Below are 19,074 nucleotides of genomic sequence, written 5' to 3' on the forward strand. Positions count from 1 at the left end.
GGGTGTCCTCTCGAATTGCTCCGGGTCGTCCGCGTGGATCGCATGTGACGTGAACCGGAACCGACGCACAAGTGTGCCACCGGTGTGAACAACGACGCCAATCCCCAGATTCCCGCCTGGGAACCCGGGGATCCGGCGAGGGGTCAGCGGCCGCCGACGACCTTCACCACGGCCTGCTGGGAGTCCGCGGCGGCGAGCTGCTTGCGCAGGTCTCCGACCACGGCACCCTCGGCCGGGGCGAGCAGCTTCTCCTCGTGGCGGGTGCCCGAGGCGGCGACGTCGACGGCGGGGACGATGCCCTTGGCCGCGCGGTCCGCGCTGAGCACGAGCTCGAGGTTGGCGGTGCCCGCCAGCTCCTCCAGGAAGAACGCGTCGGTCGCCGATCCTGTTCCCACCGCCACGGTGGCCAGGATGGTCAGCGAGCCGGCGTCCTCGATCTTCCGAGCGGCGCCGAAGAACTCCTTCGTCGGGTGGACCGCCGAGGCGTCGACGAGCCCGCCCAGGACGCGGCCGTTGGCCGGCGCCGCGAGGTTGTAGGCCCGGCCCAGGCGGGTCAGCGAGTCGAGCAGCACGACCACGTCGTGGCCGAGCTCGACCAGTCGCTTGGCGCGCTCGATGGCGAGCTCGGCGACCAGGGTGTGGTCGGCGGGCTGCCGGTCGAAGGTCGAGGCGACGACCTCGCCCTTCACCGCGCGCTGGAAGTCGGTGACCTCCTCGGGACGGGCGTCCACGAGCACCACCATCACGTGGCACTCGGGGTTGTTGGCCGTGACCGACTGGGCGATCGACTGGAGCAGCGACGTGGCGCCGGTACGCGGTGGGGTCAGCACGAGACCGCGCTGGCCCTTGCCGACCGGAGCGGCGACGTCGATCACGCGGCCGGTCAGGTTCGCGTCGTCGGTGGCCAGGCGCAGGCGCTGGTGCGGGTGCACCGGCACGGCGGCGGCGAAGTCGGGACGCTCCTTGGCACCCTCCGCCTCGGTGCCGTTGACGCTGTCGATGCGGACCATCGGGTTGAACTTCTCCCGACGCTCGCCCTCGCGCGGCTGGCGTACCTGCCCGACGACGGCGTCGCCGCGGCGCAGGTGGTACTTCCGGACCATCGAGAGGGAGAGGTACACGTCCTCGGGGCCGGGCAGGTAGCCCGAGGTGCGCACGAACGCGCAGTTGTCGAGCACGTCGAGGATGCCGGCGGCGGGCACCAGGACGTCGTCCTCGAGGATCGTGGTGTCGGGCTCGTTGCGCCCACCCGTGCGGGCCGTCGTGCGGTCGCGACCACGCCGGCGGCGGTTGCGGCGGCTGCCGCCCTCCCCGTCCTCGTCGTCGTCCTGGACGTTCTGGTTCTGGTTCTGCTGGTTCTGGTTCTGCTGCTGGCCGCCCTGGTTGCCCTGCTGGCCGCCCTGGTTGCCCTGCTTGTTCTGCTGGCCCTGCTTCTGCTGGTCCTGCTTCTGGTCCGGCTTCTGCTCGCCCCGCTGGGCCTGCTTCTGCTCGTTCTTCTGCTCGCCCCGCTGGGCCTGCTTCTGGTCGGCCTTCTGGTCGGCCTTCTGGTCAGCCCTCTGGTCAGGCTTCTGCTCGGACTTCTGGTCAGCTCTGTCGCCGTCCGCCGCGCGGTCGGCGGCCTGCTCGGCCTGGCGCTGCTTGCGGGTGCGGGTGCGCACCGTCGTCTGGGCAGCCGGCTCGTCGGAGCGGGTCTCGGCAGCAGGCTCGGCAGCAGGCTCGGCGGCCGGGGCGGGGGTCTTCTCGGCCTTCGCGCCGCCGCCGGACGAGCCCGACTGGGCCGCCTTGATCGCGTCGACGAGCTGGGCCTTCTTCATCGAGCCGGCGCCGGCGATGCCGAGGCCGCCGGCCATGGACTTGAGGTCGGCCAGCAGCATCGAGCTGAGGCCGCCCGACTTCGCGGCGGCCTTCTTGGCCGGCTTGCTGGTCTCGGCTGCCTCGGGGGCAGCGTTCTCCGCGGTGGCGGAGGGAGTCTCGGTCACGTGGATCCTTCGCACGTTGCGTCGCCTGCGTGACCGGTCGAGCGGTCCGCGAGGCGGATGGTGGCGCCCTGCGCTCGACGGGACGTCGGGGCGGGCGGGTGCGCCGAACGGCGCGCCGTCAGGTTAGCAGGCGTGCACCTGCACACCGGGCAGCCGATGCATTTCCACCCGAGCGCGTGGAAGTTCATCCCGAGCTGAGCGTGAACCGCTCGTCTGCGTCCTGAACTTCCACCCGAGCGCGTGGAAGTTCATCCCGAGCTGAGCGTGAACCGCTCGTCTGCGTCCTGAACTTCCACCCGAGCGCGTGGAAGTTCATTCAGGGCGGGTGTCAGGCGAGGAGAGCCCCGGTCGGCTCGATCACGAGGTCGTGACACACCCATCCGTCGGGACAGCGGGCGGTCAACGACGTGGTGTCGGTCGACCCGAAGGCCAGCACCGTCGGGCCTGCGCCGGACACCACGGCGGGTACGCCGTCGGCACGCAGGCGGCGTACGAGCGCGAGCGTCGCGGGCATCGCGGGCTCGCGCTGGTCCTGGTGGAGCCAGTCGCGGGTCGCCGCGAGCAGGTGCTCGGGCTGGCCGGTGAGCGCGGCCACCAGGAGCGCGGCCCGGCCCGAGTTGGCGGCGGCGTCGGCGTGCGGCACGGTCGCCGGCAACAGCCCGCGGGCGACCGTCGTCTCGACCCCGTCCGGCGGGACGAAGGCGACCGCCGTGATGCGGGGGTCGACGCCGACGCGGACGGCGTACCAGTGCTCGTCCTCGCGACCGGAGATGACGAAGCCGCCGTAGAAGGCGGGTGCCACGTTGTCGGGGTGGCCCTCGAGGTCGGCGGCGAGGTCGAAGAGCGCGTCGTCGGAGGCGAGCAGCTGGCCGCCGGCGACCAGCGCCCGGGCCAGCACCACCCCGGCCACGATCGCCGCGGACGACGAGCCGAGCCCGCGCGCGTGCGGGATGACGTTGTGGCAGGACAGCCGCAGGCCGGGTGGCTGCGCGCCCATCAGGTCGAAGGCAGCACGCATCGCGCGGACCACGAGGTGCGACTCGTCGCGGGGCACGCCGTCGGCGCCGGCACCCTCGACCTCGACGACGAGGCCCCCGGGGAGCACCTCGGCCTCGAGCTCGTCGCGCAGCGAGAGCGCCAGCCCGAGCGAGTCGAAGCCCGGCCCGAGGTTGGCCGAGGTCGCCGGGACGGTGACCCGCACCGGGCCGTCGACGAACTGGGGCATCAGGCGAGTCCGGCAGCCGCGGCGGCGGTGGCCACGTCGGCGTCCACGACGGTGTCGACGATGTCGCCGCACGACTCGAGCGCGGTCGCGGTGTCCTTGAGTCCGTGGCCGGTCACCGTGATCGCGACGGTCGAGCCGGCGAAGGACTCACCGCCGGCGATCGCCGCCAGCAGGCCGGCGACGCCCGCGGCCGAGGCCGGCTCGACGAAGACGCCGTCGTTGCGGGCGAGCTCGAGCTGGGCGGCGAGGATCTGCTCGTCGGACAGGGCCGCGAAGCCGCCCTCGGACTCCTTGGCCGCCTGCTCGGCGAGGTGCCAGGAGGCCGGGTTGCCGACGCGGATCGCGGTCGCCTTGGTCTCCGGGTGCGGGAACGGTTCGCCGGTCACGAGCGGTGCGGCGCCCTCGGCCTGGAAGCCACGCATGCGTGGCCGCTTCGTGGCGCGGCCGAGCTCGGCGTACTGCTGGTAGCCGAGCCAGTACGCCGAGATGTTGCCCGCGTTGCCGACCGGCAGGAGGTGGAAGTCGGGGGCGTCGCCGAGGAAGTCGACGATCTCGAAGGACGCGGTCTTCTGCCCCTGCAGGCGCACCGGGTTGACCGAGTTCACCAGCTCGACGGGATAGTCCTTGGACAGCCCGATGGCCATCGCGAGGCAGTCGTCGAAGTTGCCGCGCACCATGATCACCTGCGCACCGTGCACGACCGCCTGGGCGAGCTTGCCGGCCGCGATCTTGCCCTCGGGGATGAGCACGAGCGGCTTGAGCCCGGCCTTCGCGGCATAGGCCGCCATCGAGGCGGACGTGTTGCCGGTCGAGGCGCACACGACCGCCTGCGCACCGAGGTGCTTGGCGTGCGAGATCGCCGCGGTCATGCCGCGGTCCTTGAAGGAGCCGGTGGGGTTGTCGCCCTCGACCTTGAGCCACACCTGGGCGCCGGTGACGCCGGAGAGCCACTCGGAGTGCACGAGCGGGGTGCCGCCCTCGCGGAGGGTGACGGCCTCGAGGCCCTCGGGCAGGTCGAGCAGGTCGCGGTACTCCTCGATGACTCCGCGCCACTGGTGGGTCAGCGCGCTCACTCGTCGCCTCCCTCGACCCGCATCACCGAGGTGACCTCGCGGACGATGTCCATGTTGCGCAGCTGCTGCACCGTGGCGCTCAGCGCGGCGTCGGGCGCCGCGTGCGAGACGACGACGAGCTGGGCGTCCGCGCCGCGGCCCTCCTGGCGCACGGTCTGGATCGAGACGTCGTGGTCGGCGAAGGCGTTGGCCACCGCGGCGAGCACGCCCGCGCGGTCGTCGACGTCGATCGCGACGTGGTAGCGGGTGCGGGTCTCCCCCATCGGCTGCACCGCCCGGTCTGCGTACGCCGACTCCCCCGCGCCGCGGACCTCCGCGAGGCGGTTGCGGGCAACCGTCACCAGGTCGCCGAGGACGGCGCTGGCCGTGGGCGCGCCACCGGCGCCGGGGCCGTAGAACATCAGCTGGCCGGCGGCCTCGGACTCCACGAAGACCGCGTTGTAGGCCTCTCGCACGCTCGCGAGCGGGTGCGAGCGCGGGATCATCGCCGGGTGCACGCGGGCGGCCACCTGGTCGCCGCGCAGCTCGCAGATGGCGAGCAGCTTGACCACCGAGCCCATGTCGCGGGCGCTGGCGACGTCGGCGGCGGTGACCTCGGAGATGCCCTCGCGGTAGACGTCGGAGGCGGTCACCCGCGAGTGGAAGGCCAGGCTGGCCAGGATCGCGGCCTTCGCCGCGGCGTCGAACCCCTCGACGTCGGCGGTCGGGTCGGCCTCGGCGTAGCCGAGCTCCTGGGCCTCCTCGAGCGCCTCGGAGAAGCCGGCGCCGGAGGTGTCCATCTTGTCGAGGATGAAGTTCGTGGTGCCGTTGACGATGCCGAGCACCCGGGTGACCTTGTCACCGGCGAGGGACTCGCGCAGCGGCCGCAGGATGGGGATCGCGCCGGCGACGGCGGCCTCGTAGTAGAGGTCGCGCTCGGCCTTGGCGGCCGCCTCGAAGAGCGTCGGGCCGTCCTCGGCGAGCAGCGCCTTGTTGGCGGTGACGACGCTCGCACCGTTCTCGAGCGCGGACAGGATCAGCGACCGCGCGGGCTCGATGCCACCGATCACCTCGACGACCAGGTCGACGTCGTCGCGGGCGACGAGACCGGCGGCGTCGGTGGTGAGCAGCCCGTCGGCGACCTCGACCTCGCGGGGCGCGTCGAGGCGTCGTACGGCGACACCGACCAGCTCGACCGGCGCGCCGACCCGCGCGGCCAGGTCGTCGCGCTGCTCGGTCAGCAGCCGCACCACCTGCGAGCCGACCGCACCGCAGCCGAGCACCGCCACCTTCAAGGTGCGCTTGTCACCTTCGCTCATCAGAGAACACCCACATCGGTCGCGAACAGGTCGGCCTCAGTCTCCCGTCGAAGGACGGTGAAAGTCTTCCCGTCCCGAACTCCGATCACCGGAGGACGCAGGGCGTGGTTGTAGTTCGACGCCATGGATCTGCAGTAGGCGCCGGTCCCGGGCACCGCGACGAGGTCGCCGGGACGCACGTCGCTGGGCAGGAACTCGTCCTTCACCACGATGTCGCCGGCCTCGCAGTGCTTGCCGACCACGCGGGCCAGGGCGGGTCCGCTCTCCGAGGCACGGGACGCGAGGGTCGCGGAGTAGTCGGCGTCGTAGAGGGCGGTGCGGATGTTGTCGCTCATCCCGCCGTCGATCGAGACGTAGGTGCGCCGGGCGCCGCCGTCGAGCGCGACCTCCTTGACGGTGCCGACCTCGTAGACCGTGCACATCGCCGGACCCACGATCGCCCGGCCGGGCTCGATCGAGAGCCGCGGCTCGGCCACGCCGAGGGCGCGGCACTCGTGCTCGACGATCTTGGTCATCTCGGTGGCCAGCTGCGAGGGGTCGGACGGGTCGTCCTGGGTCGTGTACGCGATGCCGAAGCCGCCGCCGAGATCCATCTCGGGCATCTCGACGCCGACCTCCTGGCTGACCTGCGCGTGCAGGGCGAGGACCCGGCGGGCCGCGACCTCGAACCCGGAGGTGTCGAAGATCTGGCTGCCGATGTGGGAGTGCAGGCCGAGCAGGCGCAGGCCCGGTGCCTCGTGCACGCGTCGTACGGCGTCGAGGGCGTCGCCGCTGGCGATGGAGAAACCGAACTTCTGGTCCTCGTGGGCGGTGGCGATGTATTCGTGCGTGTGGGCCTCGACGCCCGCGGTCACGCGCACCATGACGCCGACGGTGCGGCCGAGCTCGGTCGTGATGCCGGCCAGCCGCTCGATCTCGTGGAAGGAGTCGACGATGACGCGGCCGACGCCGAGCTCCACGGCGCGCTCGAGCTCGCCGAGGGTCTTGTTGTTGCCGTGGAAGCCCACCCGCTCCATCGGGAAGCCGGCGCGCACGGCCACGGACAGCTCGCCGCCGGAGCACACGTCGAGCGAGAGCCCCTCCTCGGCCAGCCAACGGGCGACCGTCGTGCAGAGGAAGGCCTTCCCGGCGTAGAAGACGTCGTAGGCCGCGAACGCGTCACGGAAGGCGCGGGCCCGGGTGCGAAAGTCGTCCTCGTCGAGGACGTAGGCCGGCGACCCGTGCTCGCGGACCAGCTCGGGCAGCGGCACTCCCCCGACGGCGAGCACGCCGTCGGTCTTGCTGGCCGTCCGCGACCAGAGGTGCGCCACGAGGGCGTTGGGATCGGCGGGCTCACGCAGCCAGTGGGGGCCCCGCAGCGCGCCGTCCGCGTGCGCCCAGCCGGACGGGTGCGCAGTCGGCACGCCCGATCACATCCTCTCGGGAGCGGTGACGCCGAGCAGGCGCAGGCCGTTGGCAATGACCGTCTGCGTGGCGTGCACGAGCACCAGGCGGGCCTCGTTGGTCGGCGTGACGGGCTCGTCGCCCATCGGCAGCATGCGGCACTCCTTGGTGTCGTACCACTTGTTGAAGACCGAGGCGGTGTCCTCGAGGTAGCGCGCGATGCGGTGCGGCTCGCGCAGGTCGGTCGCGCTGGCGACCACCCGCGGGAACTCGGCCAGCGCACGCAGCAGCTCACCGTCCCTCTCGTGGGCGAGCAGCGACGGGTCGAAGTCGTCGGGCAGCTTCATCCCGAGGTCGGTCGCGTTGCCGATCATCCGGCAGGTGCGGGCGTGGGCGTACTGGACGTAGTAGACCGGGTTGTCGTTGGACGCCTTGGCCCACAGATCCAAGTCGATGTCGATCGTGGTGTCGTTGGTGTAGCGGGCCAGCGCGTAGCGGCTCGCGTCGACGCCGATGGCGTCGACGAGGTCGTTCATGGAGATCACGGTGCCGGCGCGCTTGGACATCCGCAGCGGCTGGCCGTCGCGGAGCAGGTTGACCATCTGGCCGATGAGGATCTCGAGGTTCTCGCCGGGGGTGTCGCCGAAGGCGGCACACATCGCCATCATCCGGCCGACGTAGCCGTGGTGGTCGGCGCCGAGCAGGATGAAGCAGCGGTCGAAGCCCCGCTCGCGCTTGTCGAGGTAGTAGCCGAGGTCGCCGGAGATGTAGGCGGGCGTGCCGTTGGACCGGACGATCACGCGGTCCTTGTCGTCGCCGTACTTCTCGGTGCGCAGCCAGAGCGCGCCGTCCTCGGTGTAGGTGTTGCCCATCTCGGTCAGCCGCGCGATGGCCTTCTCGACCGCGCCCGAGTCGTGCAGCGACTTCTCGTGGAAGTAGACGTCGAAGTCCACCCCGAAGTCGTGCAGGTCGGACTTGATCTCCTCGAACATCAGGTCGACCCCGACGTCGCGGAAGACCTCCTGGGCGTCCTCGTCGGAGAGGTCGAGCACGTCGGGCCGCTGGGCGATGACCTGGTCGGCGATCTCCTTGATGTAGTCGCCGCCGTAGCCGTCCTCGGGCACGTCGCGACCGCGCGCCTGGGCGAGCAGGGATCCGGAGAACCGGTCGATCTGCGCGCCGTGGTCGTTGAAGTAGTACTCCCGGGTGACCTCGGCGCCGGAGAACTCGAGCACCCGCGCGAGGGCGTCACCGACCGCGGCCCAGCGGGTGCCGCCGAGGTGCAGCGGGCCGGTGGGGTTGGCGGAGACGAACTCGAGGTTGACCTTCTGCCCGGCCAGCGTCCCCGCGGAGCCGTACGACGACCCTGCCGCGACGATGTCGGCCGCGACCTGGCCCTGGGCACCGGCCTCCACGCTCACGTTGAGGAAGCCCGGACCGGCGACCTCGACCTCGGAGATGCCGTCGGACGCGCGCAGCCGCTCGGCCACGAGGTCGGCGAAGGCACGGGGATTCGTGCCGGCCTTCTTCGCGAGCTGCATCGCGACGTTGGTGGCGTAGTCGCCGTGACCCTTCTGCCGGGGTCGCTCCACCGTGACCTGGGTCGGCACGCCGTCAGGCAGCGTGATCGCACCGTCGGCCACGAGGGCCGCCAGCGCATCGACGATGGTCGCGGAGAGCTGCTCAGGATTCACCGGGCAAGCCTATCGGCGGCCGGTCGACCTGCTCGAACCGGTTTCACGCCGTGGCCGCGTGCTCGACCTGCCCTAAGGTCCTGCCTGTGACGACCCACCCCACCTACGCCCAGCTCATCGACCTCCCGGCCTACGTGGAGCAGCCGGTCCCGATGCCCTTCGAGGACATCAACGGCCACCTCAACGTGCGCCACTACATCGGCATCGCCAGCGAGGGCCTCGACGAGTCGCTGGTCGAGGTCGGGATCCCGCAGATGTGGCCGCTGACCCACGGGCACGCCTGCTTCACCGCCGAGCACCACGTCACCTACCTCAGCGAGCTGCGCACCGGCGACGCGATGTCGGCGCGGGTCCGCCTGCTCGGTCGCTCCGAGCGCGCCGCGCACGCCCTCGTCTACGTGCTCGACGAGACCAAGCAGGCCGTCGCGTGCGTCGTGGAGGAGATCTTCCTGCACATCGACCTCTCGACCCGCCTGACCGCGCCCTGGCCAGAGGACGTGGCGAGCAAGCTCGACGCCCGGATCGCCGAGCACGCAGGCCTCCCCTTCCCTGCCGCGACCTCCGGCTCCCTCGCCCTGCGCTGAACCTCGGGCGGTTTCACGACCTCGTCGGGGGACCGGTAGTCTTCACCGCGCACCAGCCCCGGCGTCGTACGGGGACAGGGCAGGCCTCCGTAGCTCAGGGGATAGAGCACTGGTTTCCGGTACCAGGTGCCGCAGGTTCGAATCCTGCCGGAGGCGCCACCGGACGGACCCCCACTCGCACGAGTGGGGGTCCGTCCGTCATTTCCGGCGGACGTTGCTACTGGCACGTAACCCTGTGGCGACCGTCTCGTTGAGCGCTCGAGGGAGCACGCGCCGGTCTGAGGGGATCGGCTCCTGGTCGGCTCCCCGCGACTCGGGAGGGAACCCCATGCACCGCACCACCAGGCGCCGTACGACGACCGCGACGAGCGTCGTCCTCGCGGCGGGGCTGGCGCTGTCCGCCGCGCTCGCCGCACCGGCGCAGGCGACCGGCTCCACGCAGGCCCGCGCCCAGGACAAGCTCACCGACTTCGGCTACCGCGGCGACGTCTACGGCGTGAAGCTGGTGACCGACAGCGTCGAGGCGCTCAACCTCAAGGACGCGCACGCCCAGCAGCTGTGCACCCGCGCCGTCGGGCAGGTCGTCGAGCGGCAGTCCGTGGCGTCGGTCCCCGACAACCCGCTGATCCACGTCTCGGCCAGCACCAGCCGCACCGAGACCTACACCGACGGCAGCACGCACGGGGTGCGCGGCACCAGCACGATCGGCGACATCAGCATCGGCGGCACCGTCGGCACGCTCACCACCCCGAAGCTGGTGATCAAGGGCCTGCAGACGACGGCCAACGCGTTCAACACCCCGCAGGGCTACGGCCACGCGGAGGACTTCACCTTCGCCAGCATCTCCCTCGAGCTGCTCGACAACACCGTCGTCCAGCAGCTACCGCCGGAGCTCCAGGAGCTGCTCGCCCCGCTCGACCAGGTCACCGACACGGTCTTCACGGGCACGCAGGAGGTCGCCCAGCAGGTGTTCCAGGTGCTCAGCGACGTCACCAAGCCGATCCAGATCCCCGGCCTGGGCAGCATCGCGCTCGGCTACGAGAACGGTCGCGCCAACGGCAACAACGCCCAGTCGCAGGCCTCGGCGCTCCGCATCGAGGTGACCGCCGGCGACCGCCGCCAGCTCGTCGAGCTCGGCACCGCACGGGTCCGGATGGGCGGTCCGGCCCCCGTCGGCGTCTTCCGCTCCGGCGGCACCGCGATGGACTACCAGGCGCTCGAGGGCGCGCTGAAGTTCGGCAACGTCGAGCACAAGGCGCTCCCCTGCCAGGGCTCGCGCGGCCGCACCCAGACCTACAAGGTCCCGCACGCCAGCCAGCTGGTGCCCGTGCCCGTGACCCTCGACGGCGTCGTCTACCAGGTCCACGGCGACCAGTTCCGGAAGAAGTCGGTGGCCAAGGGCTGGTCGCGCACCGCGATCGGCTCGTTCACCGTCCCCAGCGCCCAGCTCGTCATCACCGACGTCTCCTCCCGCGCGGCGATGCGCCAGAAGGCCGGCAAGCGGGTCGGCTCGAAGGTCTCGACGGGCGTCGGGTCGATCACCGTCGCGGGCCAGCCCATCGCCGTACCGGCACCGGGCGGCGTCGTCGAGCTGCCCAACGGGGTCGGTGAGATCCAGCGCCAGCTGGTCGACACCGGCTATCGCGGCTCGCAGGTGATCGCCCTGCGGATCACGCTCTACTCGGAGGCCGTGGTCATCGACCTCGCCCGCACGTCGGGACGCATCTACCCACGCTGAGTACGCTCACGGTCAGCGACGCCGGGTCGGCCATGGGGTTCGACCTGGCGTCGCGTCGTCTCAGCAGCGGTTGAGGTGGGCGTCCGAACGGGCGTCCCGACCCAGGCGACGGGCCTGCGCGACGTCGGGGAAGACCACGCTGGCGGCGCCGACGAAGCCCACCCGGCCCTGCACGACGCACGTGGTGATCTTGCGCGGGTCCACCTGCGCCACCGCCTGCGCGAGCTCGTAGAGCTCACCCGGGTCGGCGTTGGTCGCCATGTGGGCCATCACCGTCATCACGCCGCGCTCGATGAAGCCCGGGCGGTCGGCCTGCGAGCGGATCCGGGCCTGGATGCCGCGCAGGGTGCGCTGCTGGTTGGCCGAGCGGTCGAAGTCGCCACCGGCCAGGCCCTTGCGGATCCGGGAGAACGCCATCGCGTTGTAGCCGTCGAGGTGGATGCGGCCCTTCCGGAACCCCTCCTTCTTCAGGTAGGGGTCGTAGAAGCGGCGCGGGTTGGTCACGGTGATGCCGCCGATGTCGTCGACCATGTCCTCGAAGAACGGGAAGCGCGTCACCATCACGTAGTCGGGCTCGATGCCGACCAGGTTGCGCATCGCGCCGGCCATGCCGCGCGGGCCGGCGAAGTAGAGGGCCGAGTTGATCTTCTCCCGGCCGTGCCCGGGGATCGCGACCCACGAGTCGCGGGGCACGCCGATCGCGGTCGCCGCGCCGGTGCGGGTGTTGATGCCGACCAGCTGGAGCGCGTCGCCGCGCGAGCGGGTCATGTCCTGGCCCGGGCGGGCGTCGGAGCCGACCGCCAGGATCCAGACGACGTCGTCGCCCACGGAGACGCCCTGCGCATGGCGGATCTTGACCAGGCTCACCTCGGTCGACTGGACGGCCGACTGCGGCACGACCAGCGCCGTGACGGCGAGGACGCCGGCCAGGACCACTGCCTTCACCGCGCGACGCGCACGACGTACGACGTGGGGGGTGGGGGTGCGCTCGGTCATCACCGGGCTCCCTTCGCGACGTCGTAGCCGAAGATCCGCCAGGCGCCCTGCCTGCGGACGAGGAACAGCCGGCCGCGCACCGTGGTGGTGCCGGTCTTGTCGCCGCGGGTGTCGAAGCGCAGCGTGAAGTGCGCGGTGACCGACCGGGCCTGCCTGCGCGTGGCGAGGATGTCGAGGGTGACCGCGCGGTGCTTGGCCTCGACCGCGTCGATGCGGTGGCCGCCGGTCTCGTTGGTCAGCAGCGCCTTGTCGGACCGCGCGCGCTTCTCGGCGCCCTTGGTGAAGCCGGGGAAGGCCGAGGGGAAGCTGCTACGCGGGTAGGTGCCACCGAGGTAGGCGGCCTCCCACCAGCGGTCGACGGCCTTGCCCACCTGGCGTCGTACGGCCTTGCGCTTGGCGTCGCCGAGGCGGCCGTAGACCCGGTGGATCTTCGTCTTCGTCTGCACCGGGTGCGAGGCGAGGGAGACCTGGTCGTCACCCCGGCTGAGGCGCTCGGGCGCGGCCTCGGGGTCGGAGCTCGAGGAGCAGGCGGCGGACAGGGGCAGGACGAGGACGAGCACGAGAGCAGCGAGGCGGGCCCGCGGGGTGCGGCCCGGTGAGGGGCGTGGCATGACGACTCCAGCAGGTGGTCTGAGCGGGCGGTGACGGGTGTGGTCGACACCATGCCTCAAAGGACGGGCCCGCCCCTGCATTTGCGCGCGTGTGCGACTAGCCTTGAAGGCGCCATTAGACCGGCACAGTGTCCAACCCTTGCGCGATGAATCTGGAAGAGGCGAAACAAGCGTGGCGCAGTCCCCGAACGGGCAGTCCGGCAACCAGTCCCCGGTTGCACCATCATCCGACCTGGGAGCCAACGAGTGGCTCGTGGAGGAGATGAAGGAGCAGTACGACAAGGACCCCGGGAGCGTCGGCCCCGAGTGGGCGGCGTACTTCGGCAACGGGACGGCTCCGGCCGCCACCACCGCTGCCCCCGCCAAGGCCGCGGCGCCTGCCGCCACCGCCACCAAGGCCCCGGCAGCGGCGCCTGCGAAGGCCCCCGCCGCCCCCGCCGCCGCGGCTCCGGCCGCCACCCAGGCCGCGCCCGCGAAGCCCGCCGAGTCGCCCGCGCCGAAGTCGACGCCGCGCCCGGCCGCCGCCGCCGACGAGCCCGCCAAGGGCACCAGCACCCCGGTCGCGAAGGACCCGAAGCCCGCGGCTCCCGCCCAGGTCGGCGACGAGCCGACCTACACCGTGCTGCGCGGAGCCCCGGCCCGCACCGCCGCCAACATGGACGCCTCGCTGGCGGTCCCGACGGCCACCTCGGTGCGCTCGGTGCCGGTCAAGCTCCTGTGGGACAACCGCACGGTCATCAACAACCACCTCGCCCGCGCCCGCGGCGGCAAGGTCTCGTTCACCCACATCATCGGCTACGCCCTCGTCAAGGCGCTGAAGTCGATGCCCGAGATGAACGTCGGCTACGAGGTCGTCGACGGCAAGCCGAACCTGATCACCCCGGCCCACATCAACCTGGGCCTCGCGATCGACATGCAGAAGCCCGACGGCACCCGCCAGCTCCTCGTCCCCAACATCAAGGGCGCCGAGACGATGGACTTCGCCGCCTTCTGGACCGCCTACGAGGAGATGGTCCGCAAGGCGCGCGACAACAAGCTCACCGTGGCCGACTTCCAGGGCACCACGATGTCGCTGACCAACCCCGGCGGCATCGGCACCGTGCACTCGGTGCCGCGCCTGATGGCCGGCCAGGGCGCGATCATCGGCGTCGGCGCGATGGAGTACCCGCCGGAGTGGCAGGGCGCCTCCGACGAGGCGATCAACCGCAACGCCATCAGCAAGGCGATGACGCTGACCTCGACCTACGACCACCGCGTCATCCAGGGTGCGCAGTCGGGTGAGTTCCTCAAGCGCGTGCACAGCCTGCTGCTCGGCGAGAACGACTTCTTCGACGAGATCTTCCGCTCGCTGCGCATCCCCTACGAGCCGATCCGCTGGGCCCGCGACATCGTCGCCAGCCACGACGACGACATCGTCAAGCAGGCGCGCATCCTCGAGCTGATCCACGCCTACCGGGTCCGCGGCCACCTGATGGCCGACACCGACCCGCTGGAGTACCGCCAGCGCAGCCACCCCGACCTCGAGGTCGAGTCGCACGGCCTGACGCTGTGGGACCTCGACCGCGAGTTCGCCACCGGCTCGTTCGGCGGCGAGGGCCGGCGCTTCATGAAGCTGCGCAACATCCTCGGCATCCTGCGCGACTCCTACTGCCGCACCACCGGCATCGAGTACATGCACATCATGGATCCCGAGCAGCGCAAGTGGATCCAGGAGCGCGTGGAGCAGCCGCACGTGAAGCCGCCCCGCGAGGAGCAGCTGCGCATCCTGCTCAAGCTCAACCAGGCCGAGGCCTTCGAGACCTTCCTGCAGACCAAGTTCGTCGGCCAGAAGCGCTTCAGCCTCGAGGGCGGCGAGACGACCATCCCGCTGGTCGACGAGATCTGCGAGGCCGCCGCCGAGCAGGGCCTCGACGAAGTCACCATCGGCATGGCCCACCGCGGCCGGCTCAACATGCTGGCCAACATCGTCGGCAAGAAGTACAGCCAGATCTTCCGCGAGTTCGAGGGCAACATCGACCCGCGCACCGTCCAGGGCTCCGGCGACGTGAAGTACCACCTCGGTGCCGAGGGCGAGTTCGTCGCCGGCTCGGGCGACAAGATCAAGGTCTCCGTGGCCGCGAACCCCTCGCACCTCGAGGCGGTCAACCCGGTCCTCGAGGGCATCGCCCGCGCCAAGCAGGACCTCCTCGACCAGGGCGAGAACTTCCCGGTCCTCCCCCTGCTGGTCCACGGCGACGCCGCGTTCGCCGGCCAGGGCGTGGTGGCCGAGACGCTCAACCTCTCGCAGCTGCGCGGCTACCGCACCGGCGGCACCGTGCACGTGGTGATCAACAACCAGGTCGGCTTCACCACCGCACCGGGTTCGTCTCGCTCCTCCCTGTACGCCACCGACGTGGCGCGGATGGTGCAGGCGCCGATCTTCCACGTCAACGGCGACGACCCGGAGGCGTGCATCCGCGTCGCCCGGCTCGCCTTCGACTACCGCCAGGCGTTCAACAAGGACGTCGTCATCGACCTCGTCTGCTACCGCCGCCGCGGGCACAACGAGGGTGACGACCCGTCGTACACCCAGCCGCTGATGTACGACCTGATCGAGCAGAAGCGCTCGGTGCGCAAGCTCTACACCGAGTCCCTCATCGGTCGTGGCGACATCACGATCGAGGAGGCCGAGCAGGTCCTCAAGGACTACCAGCAGCAGCTCGAGCGGGTCTTCACCGAGGTGCGCGAGGCCAGCTCCGAGGCGCCGACCGAGTGGACGACCGTCCCGGACTACCCCGACAAGCCCGCCGGCGAGTTCTCCACCGCGGTCACGCCGGAGGTGCTCAAGCGGATCGCCGACAGCTACGTCACCCCGCCGGACAGCTTCACCGTCCACCCCAAGGTGATGCCGCAGCTGCAGCGCCGCTCGGCCGCGATCACCGAGGGCCCGATCGACTGGGGCACCGGCGAGATCCTCGCCTTCGGCTCGCTGCTGATGGACGGTCGCCCGGTGCGCCTGGCCGGCCAGGACTCGCGCCGCGGCACGTTCGTGCAGCGGTTCGCGACGATCATCGACCGCACCAACGCCGACGAGTGGACGCCGCTGACCAACCTCACCGAGGACCAGGCCAAGTTCCACGTCTACGACTCGCTGCTGTCCGAGTACGCCGCCCTCGGCTTCGAGTACGGCTACTCCGTGGCGCGGCCGGAGGCGCTCGTCCTCTGGGAGGCGCAGTTCGGTGACTTCGTCAACGGCGCGCAGACCGTGATCGACGAGTTCATCTCCGCCGGCCAGACCAAGTGGCGCCAGCAGTCCGGCGTCGTGCTGCTGCTCCCCCACGGCTACGAGGGCCAGGGTCCCGACCACAGCTCGGCCCGCATCGAGCGGTTCCTGACGATGTGCGCCGAGGACGCGATGGTCGTGGCACAGCCCTCGACCCCGGCGTCGTACTTCCACCTGCTGCGCCGCCACTCGCTCGGCGAGGAGCACCGCCCGCTGATCGTCTTCACCCCGAAGTCGATGCTCAAGCGCAAGGAGGCGGCCTCGCAGCCGGACGACTTCGTGGGCGACACGACGTTCCGTGCCTTCATCGGCGACGACGCCGCCGACGCCTCGCAGGTCGAGACCCTGATCATGTGCTCGGGCCGCGTGACGTGGGACCTCATGGTCGAGCGTTCCAAGCGCGAGGACGGCGCGAAGTTCGCCATCGGTCGCGTCGAGCGGCTCTACCCGAACCCGGTCGAGGAGATCAAGGCCGAGGTCGCGAAGTACCCCAACCTCAAGGCGATCCGCTGGGTGCAGGACGAGCCGCGCAACATGGGCCCGTGGCCGCACTACCAGCTCAACGTCTGGCCCCAGCTGGACCGTCCGGTCGAGCCGATCACCCGCCCGTCGTCGGCCTCCCCGTCGGTCGGCACCGTCAAGCGCCACACCGAGGAGCAGAAGACGCTCCTCGACGCGGCGTTCGAGTCGCCGCGCGCCGGCGGCCACGACTACTGAGGTCCGCGGTTGTACTTCACGGACCGGGGCATCGAGGAGCTCGAGAAGCGCCGGGGTGACGAGGAGGTCACCCTGGCCTGGCTCGCCGAGCAGCTCCAGGCCTTCGTCGACGCCCACCCGGACTTCGAGGTCCCGGTCGAGCGGCTGGCCACCTGGCTGGCCAGGCTCGACGACCCGGAGGACTAGGCAGCCAGCGGTCGGACGGCCTCGGGCCGCTCCGGCTGCGGCGCCGTGCGGTCCGGCAGGGCGAGGCGGCAGATCTTCCGGGCGACGCTCGCGAGCTGCTTGCGCAGCGGGCCGGTCGTGTACTCGATGCCGTACCTCGCGCAGATCTCGCGCACCTCCGGCGCGATCTCGGGGTAGCGCTTGGCCGGCAGGTCGGGGAACAGGTGGTGCTCGATCTGGTGGCTCAGGTTGCCCGACATGATGTGGAACAGCCGACCGCCGGAGATGTTCGCCGAGCCGAGGATCTGGCGGTAGTACCAGTGGCCCCGCGACTCGTCCTCGCACTCCTCCTGGCTGAAGGTCTCGGCACCGGCCGGGAAGTGACCGCAGAAGATGATGTTGAACGCCCAGATGTTGCGCACCAGGTTGGCGGTCGCGTTGCCGACGAAGGTCAGCCAGAAGTTCGGGCCGGTCAGCGCCGGGAACAGCAGGTAGTCCTTGAGCGCCTGGCGACGGACCTTGCGCATGATGCCGGCGTGGAGGGCCTTGTTCTCCTCCAGCTTCCGGGTGCCCCTGACGATGTTCTCGACCTCGAGGTCGTGCAGGGCGACGCCCCACTCGAAGAAGACCATCAGCAAGAAGGCGTAGACCGGGTTGCCGAGGTAGTAGGGGTGCCACTTCTGGTCCTCGTCCATGCGGAGGATGCCGTAGCCGATGTCGCGGTCCTTGCCGAGGATGTTGGTGAAGGTGTGGTGGATGTAGTTGTGGGAATACTTCCACTGCTCGCTCGGGCAGACGTTGTCCCACTCGTAGATGCGCGAGTTGAGGTGCGGGTCGCCCATCCAGTCGTACTGGCCGTGCATCACGTTGTGGCCGATCTCCATGTTCTCCAGGATCTTGGAGGCGGAGAGCGCGGCGACGGCGAGCGGCCAGGCCGGCGGGAGGTAGAACAGCGCGCGGCCGAGGACCTCGAGCTGCTGCTGGCGCTTGACGATGCCGCGGATGTAGGCCGCGTCGTCCTCGCCGAGGTCGGCCCGGATGCGCTGGCGCAGCGCGTCCATCTCCTTGCCGAACTCGTCGAGCTGGTCAGGGGTGAGCTTGGTGGTGGTCATGCAGAGTCCTTTCTCGTCGCTGGTTGAGGTGCGAGCGGGGCGAGCCTCGAAACCTGGCGACTGTCAGAGGTCGACGACGCAGTCGCCGACGGGAGCAGAGACGCAGATCTGGATGTCCTCGTCGGGGAGCGAGGACTCGGAGCCGGAGAGCACGTTGCGGACGGTGCCCTCGGACTTGCGGGTCGTGCAGGAGAAGCAGATGCCCATCCGGCAGCCGAACTCGGGCTTCAGGCCGAGCTGCTCGGCCTGCGCGAGGATCGAGGCGCCGCTGTTGGCGACCTGCCGGTCGCTGCCGGCGAACGTGAGGTCGCCCTCGGCGCTGCCAGTCGCGGTGCTCGGCGGCTTGAAGTGCTCGAGGCGCAGCCTCGGGCTCTCGTCGTACGCCGCCCGGACGAGGTCGATCATCCCGGCCGGGCCGCAGGCCCAGGTGTCGGTGTCGCGGAACCCGGGGGCCAGGCGCTGCAGCTCGAGCTCGTTGAAGACCGCGTCGCCGTGGCGCAGGTGCACCGTGACGTCGTTGTCGTCCGCAGCGATCCGGGCGAGCTCCTCGGCGTAGATCTGGTCCTCGGGCGACCGGGCGTAGTGGAGGAACGTGACGGGGCGCCCGGCGCGGCCGTCGTACCCGTCGCGCAGGAGCGTGCGCACCATCGACATCGCGGGCGTGATGCCCGAGCCGCCGGTGATGAAGAGCAGCGGGTCGATGCCCGGCGTGGCCGGGCTGACGGGGAGCGTGAACTCCCCCTGCGCCTGCGAGAGGTGGAGCACCTGGCCGGGCTCGGCGTCGACGAGGTACTTGCTGACCTGGCCCTCCGCGTGGGAGCGGACGGTCAGGGTGATCTCCTCCCCCGCCCCCGAGGCGGCGGACGAGATCGAGAAGCACCGGGTCATCCGTCGGGCCGAGCCCGGCAGGTCGAGGCCCACCTGGACGTACTGTCCGGCGCGGTGGCCGCGCCACGTGCTGGTGGGCTGGAGAGTGAGAGTGGCGACGGAGGCGCCGGGCGTGCGGGTCTCGCGGCGTACGTCGACGACGCGGGCGCGCACCTCGTGCGCCGCCCACATCGGGTTGATCCGGGAGAGGTAGTGGTCGACACCGTGCGGCGACGCGAGCGCGGCGACGGTGCGTGAGCGGGCGATGGTGTCGAGGACGATCATCGCTGCCTCCGTTCGTTTAGTGAACGCTTGTGCACTCAACTATCCCCGGGGCGCGGCCGCACGTCAACGGTCACCCACGTGATGC

At 71.0% G+C, this 19,074-nt stretch carries 14 protein-coding genes and 1 tRNA gene; 5 read left to right on the forward strand and 10 right to left on the reverse strand.

Annotated elements, in window-relative coordinates; all coding sequences use genetic code 11:
- Window positions 1-143 precede the first annotated feature (143 nt).
- The 6 genes from rho to argS all read right to left on the reverse strand — a co-directional run bounded on the left by rho (window position 144) and on the right by argS (window position 8,652).
- On the reverse strand, window positions 144-1,979 hold the full coding sequence (gene rho, locus J2X46_RS00880; RefSeq protein ID WP_310245713.1) for a transcription termination factor Rho: 1,836 nt from the start codon (window positions 1,977-1,979) through the stop codon (window positions 144-146).
- Window positions 1,980-2,307: 328 nt separating this feature from the next.
- The gene (gene thrB / locus J2X46_RS00885) at window positions 2,308-3,204 is read right to left on the reverse strand and encodes a homoserine kinase (RefSeq protein WP_310245715.1); all 897 of its coding nucleotides are present in this window, start codon (window positions 3,202-3,204) and stop codon (window positions 2,308-2,310) included.
- Window positions 3,204-4,268 carry a threonine synthase gene (gene thrC / locus J2X46_RS00890; RefSeq protein ID WP_310247309.1) on the reverse strand — a complete coding sequence of 355 codons (1,065 nt, stop codon included), beginning with the start codon at window positions 4,266-4,268 and terminating at the stop codon, window positions 3,204-3,206. Before thrC ends, thrB begins: the two co-directional genes overlap by 1 nt.
- 5 nt (window positions 4,269-4,273) lie before the next feature.
- On the reverse strand, window positions 4,274-5,575 hold the full coding sequence (locus J2X46_RS00895) for a homoserine dehydrogenase (RefSeq protein ID WP_310245716.1): 1,302 nt from the start codon (window positions 5,573-5,575) through the stop codon (window positions 4,274-4,276).
- On the reverse strand, window positions 5,575-6,978 hold the full coding sequence (gene lysA / locus J2X46_RS00900; RefSeq protein WP_310245721.1) for a diaminopimelate decarboxylase: 1,404 nt from the start codon (window positions 6,976-6,978) through the stop codon (window positions 5,575-5,577). Before lysA ends, J2X46_RS00895 begins: the two co-directional genes overlap by 1 nt.
- 6 nt (window positions 6,979-6,984) lie before the next feature.
- Window positions 6,985-8,652 (reverse strand): arginine--tRNA ligase, encoded by a 1,668-nt coding sequence (gene argS / locus J2X46_RS00905; RefSeq protein ID WP_310245723.1) that lies wholly within the window; start codon window positions 8,650-8,652, stop codon window positions 6,985-6,987.
- 86 nt (window positions 8,653-8,738) lie between these two features.
- On the opposite strand from argS, the gene J2X46_RS00910 reads away from it, so the two are divergent.
- The 3 genes from J2X46_RS00910 to J2X46_RS00920 all read left to right on the forward strand — a co-directional run bounded on the left by J2X46_RS00910 (window position 8,739) and on the right by J2X46_RS00920 (window position 10,974).
- Window positions 8,739-9,236 carry a thioesterase family protein gene (locus J2X46_RS00910; protein WP_310245726.1) on the forward strand — a complete coding sequence of 166 codons (498 nt, stop codon included), beginning with the start codon at window positions 8,739-8,741 and terminating at the stop codon, window positions 9,234-9,236.
- Between the two features lie 83 nt (window positions 9,237-9,319).
- Window positions 9,320-9,395: transfer RNA gene (locus J2X46_RS00915), tRNA-Arg, on the forward strand.
- A gap of 169 nt (window positions 9,396-9,564) precedes the next feature.
- Window positions 9,565-10,974 carry a choice-of-anchor P family protein gene (locus tag J2X46_RS00920; RefSeq protein WP_310245728.1) on the forward strand — a complete coding sequence of 470 codons (1,410 nt, stop codon included), beginning with the start codon at window positions 9,565-9,567 and terminating at the stop codon, window positions 10,972-10,974.
- A 60-nt stretch (window positions 10,975-11,034) separates the two neighbouring features.
- Here J2X46_RS00920 and J2X46_RS00925 read toward each other — a convergent pair whose 3' ends face one another.
- Complete coding sequence (locus J2X46_RS00925) at window positions 11,035-11,970, reverse strand: LCP family protein (protein WP_310245730.1); 936 nt, start codon at window positions 11,968-11,970, stop codon at window positions 11,035-11,037.
- A complete protein-coding gene (locus tag J2X46_RS00930; protein WP_310245733.1) occupies window positions 11,970-12,581 on the reverse strand; it encodes a hypothetical protein in 612 nt (203 codons plus the stop codon). Before J2X46_RS00930 ends, J2X46_RS00925 begins: the two co-directional genes overlap by 1 nt.
- Window positions 12,582-12,753: 172 nt before the next feature.
- On the opposite strand from J2X46_RS00930, the gene J2X46_RS00935 reads away from it, so the two are divergent.
- Window positions 12,754-16,560, forward strand: a complete 3,807-nt coding sequence (locus J2X46_RS00935) for a multifunctional oxoglutarate decarboxylase/oxoglutarate dehydrogenase thiamine pyrophosphate-binding subunit/dihydrolipoyllysine-residue succinyltransferase subunit (RefSeq protein ID WP_310245734.1) — start codon at window positions 12,754-12,756, stop codon at window positions 16,558-16,560.
- 9 nt (window positions 16,561-16,569) lie between these two features.
- Window positions 16,570-16,746: a DUF6104 family protein gene (locus J2X46_RS00940; protein ID WP_310245736.1), complete on the forward strand. Its 177-nt coding sequence runs from the start codon at window positions 16,570-16,572 to the stop codon at window positions 16,744-16,746.
- Here the strand turns inward: J2X46_RS00940 and J2X46_RS00945 are convergent.
- Window positions 16,743-17,837, reverse strand: a complete 1,095-nt coding sequence (locus J2X46_RS00945; RefSeq protein WP_310245739.1) for an acyl-CoA desaturase — start codon at window positions 17,835-17,837, stop codon at window positions 16,743-16,745. The two genes, J2X46_RS00940 and J2X46_RS00945, sit on opposite strands and share 4 nt — an antisense overlap.
- A gap of 63 nt (window positions 17,838-17,900) precedes the next feature.
- Window positions 17,901-18,989 (reverse strand): iron-sulfur cluster-binding domain-containing protein, encoded by a 1,089-nt coding sequence (locus J2X46_RS00950; RefSeq protein WP_310245744.1) that lies wholly within the window; start codon window positions 18,987-18,989, stop codon window positions 17,901-17,903.
- Between the last annotated feature and the right edge of the window lie 85 nt (window positions 18,990-19,074).

The organism is Nocardioides sp. BE266, from assembly GCF_031457855.1.
Lineage (GTDB): Bacteria > Actinomycetota > Actinomycetes > Propionibacteriales > Nocardioidaceae > Nocardioides.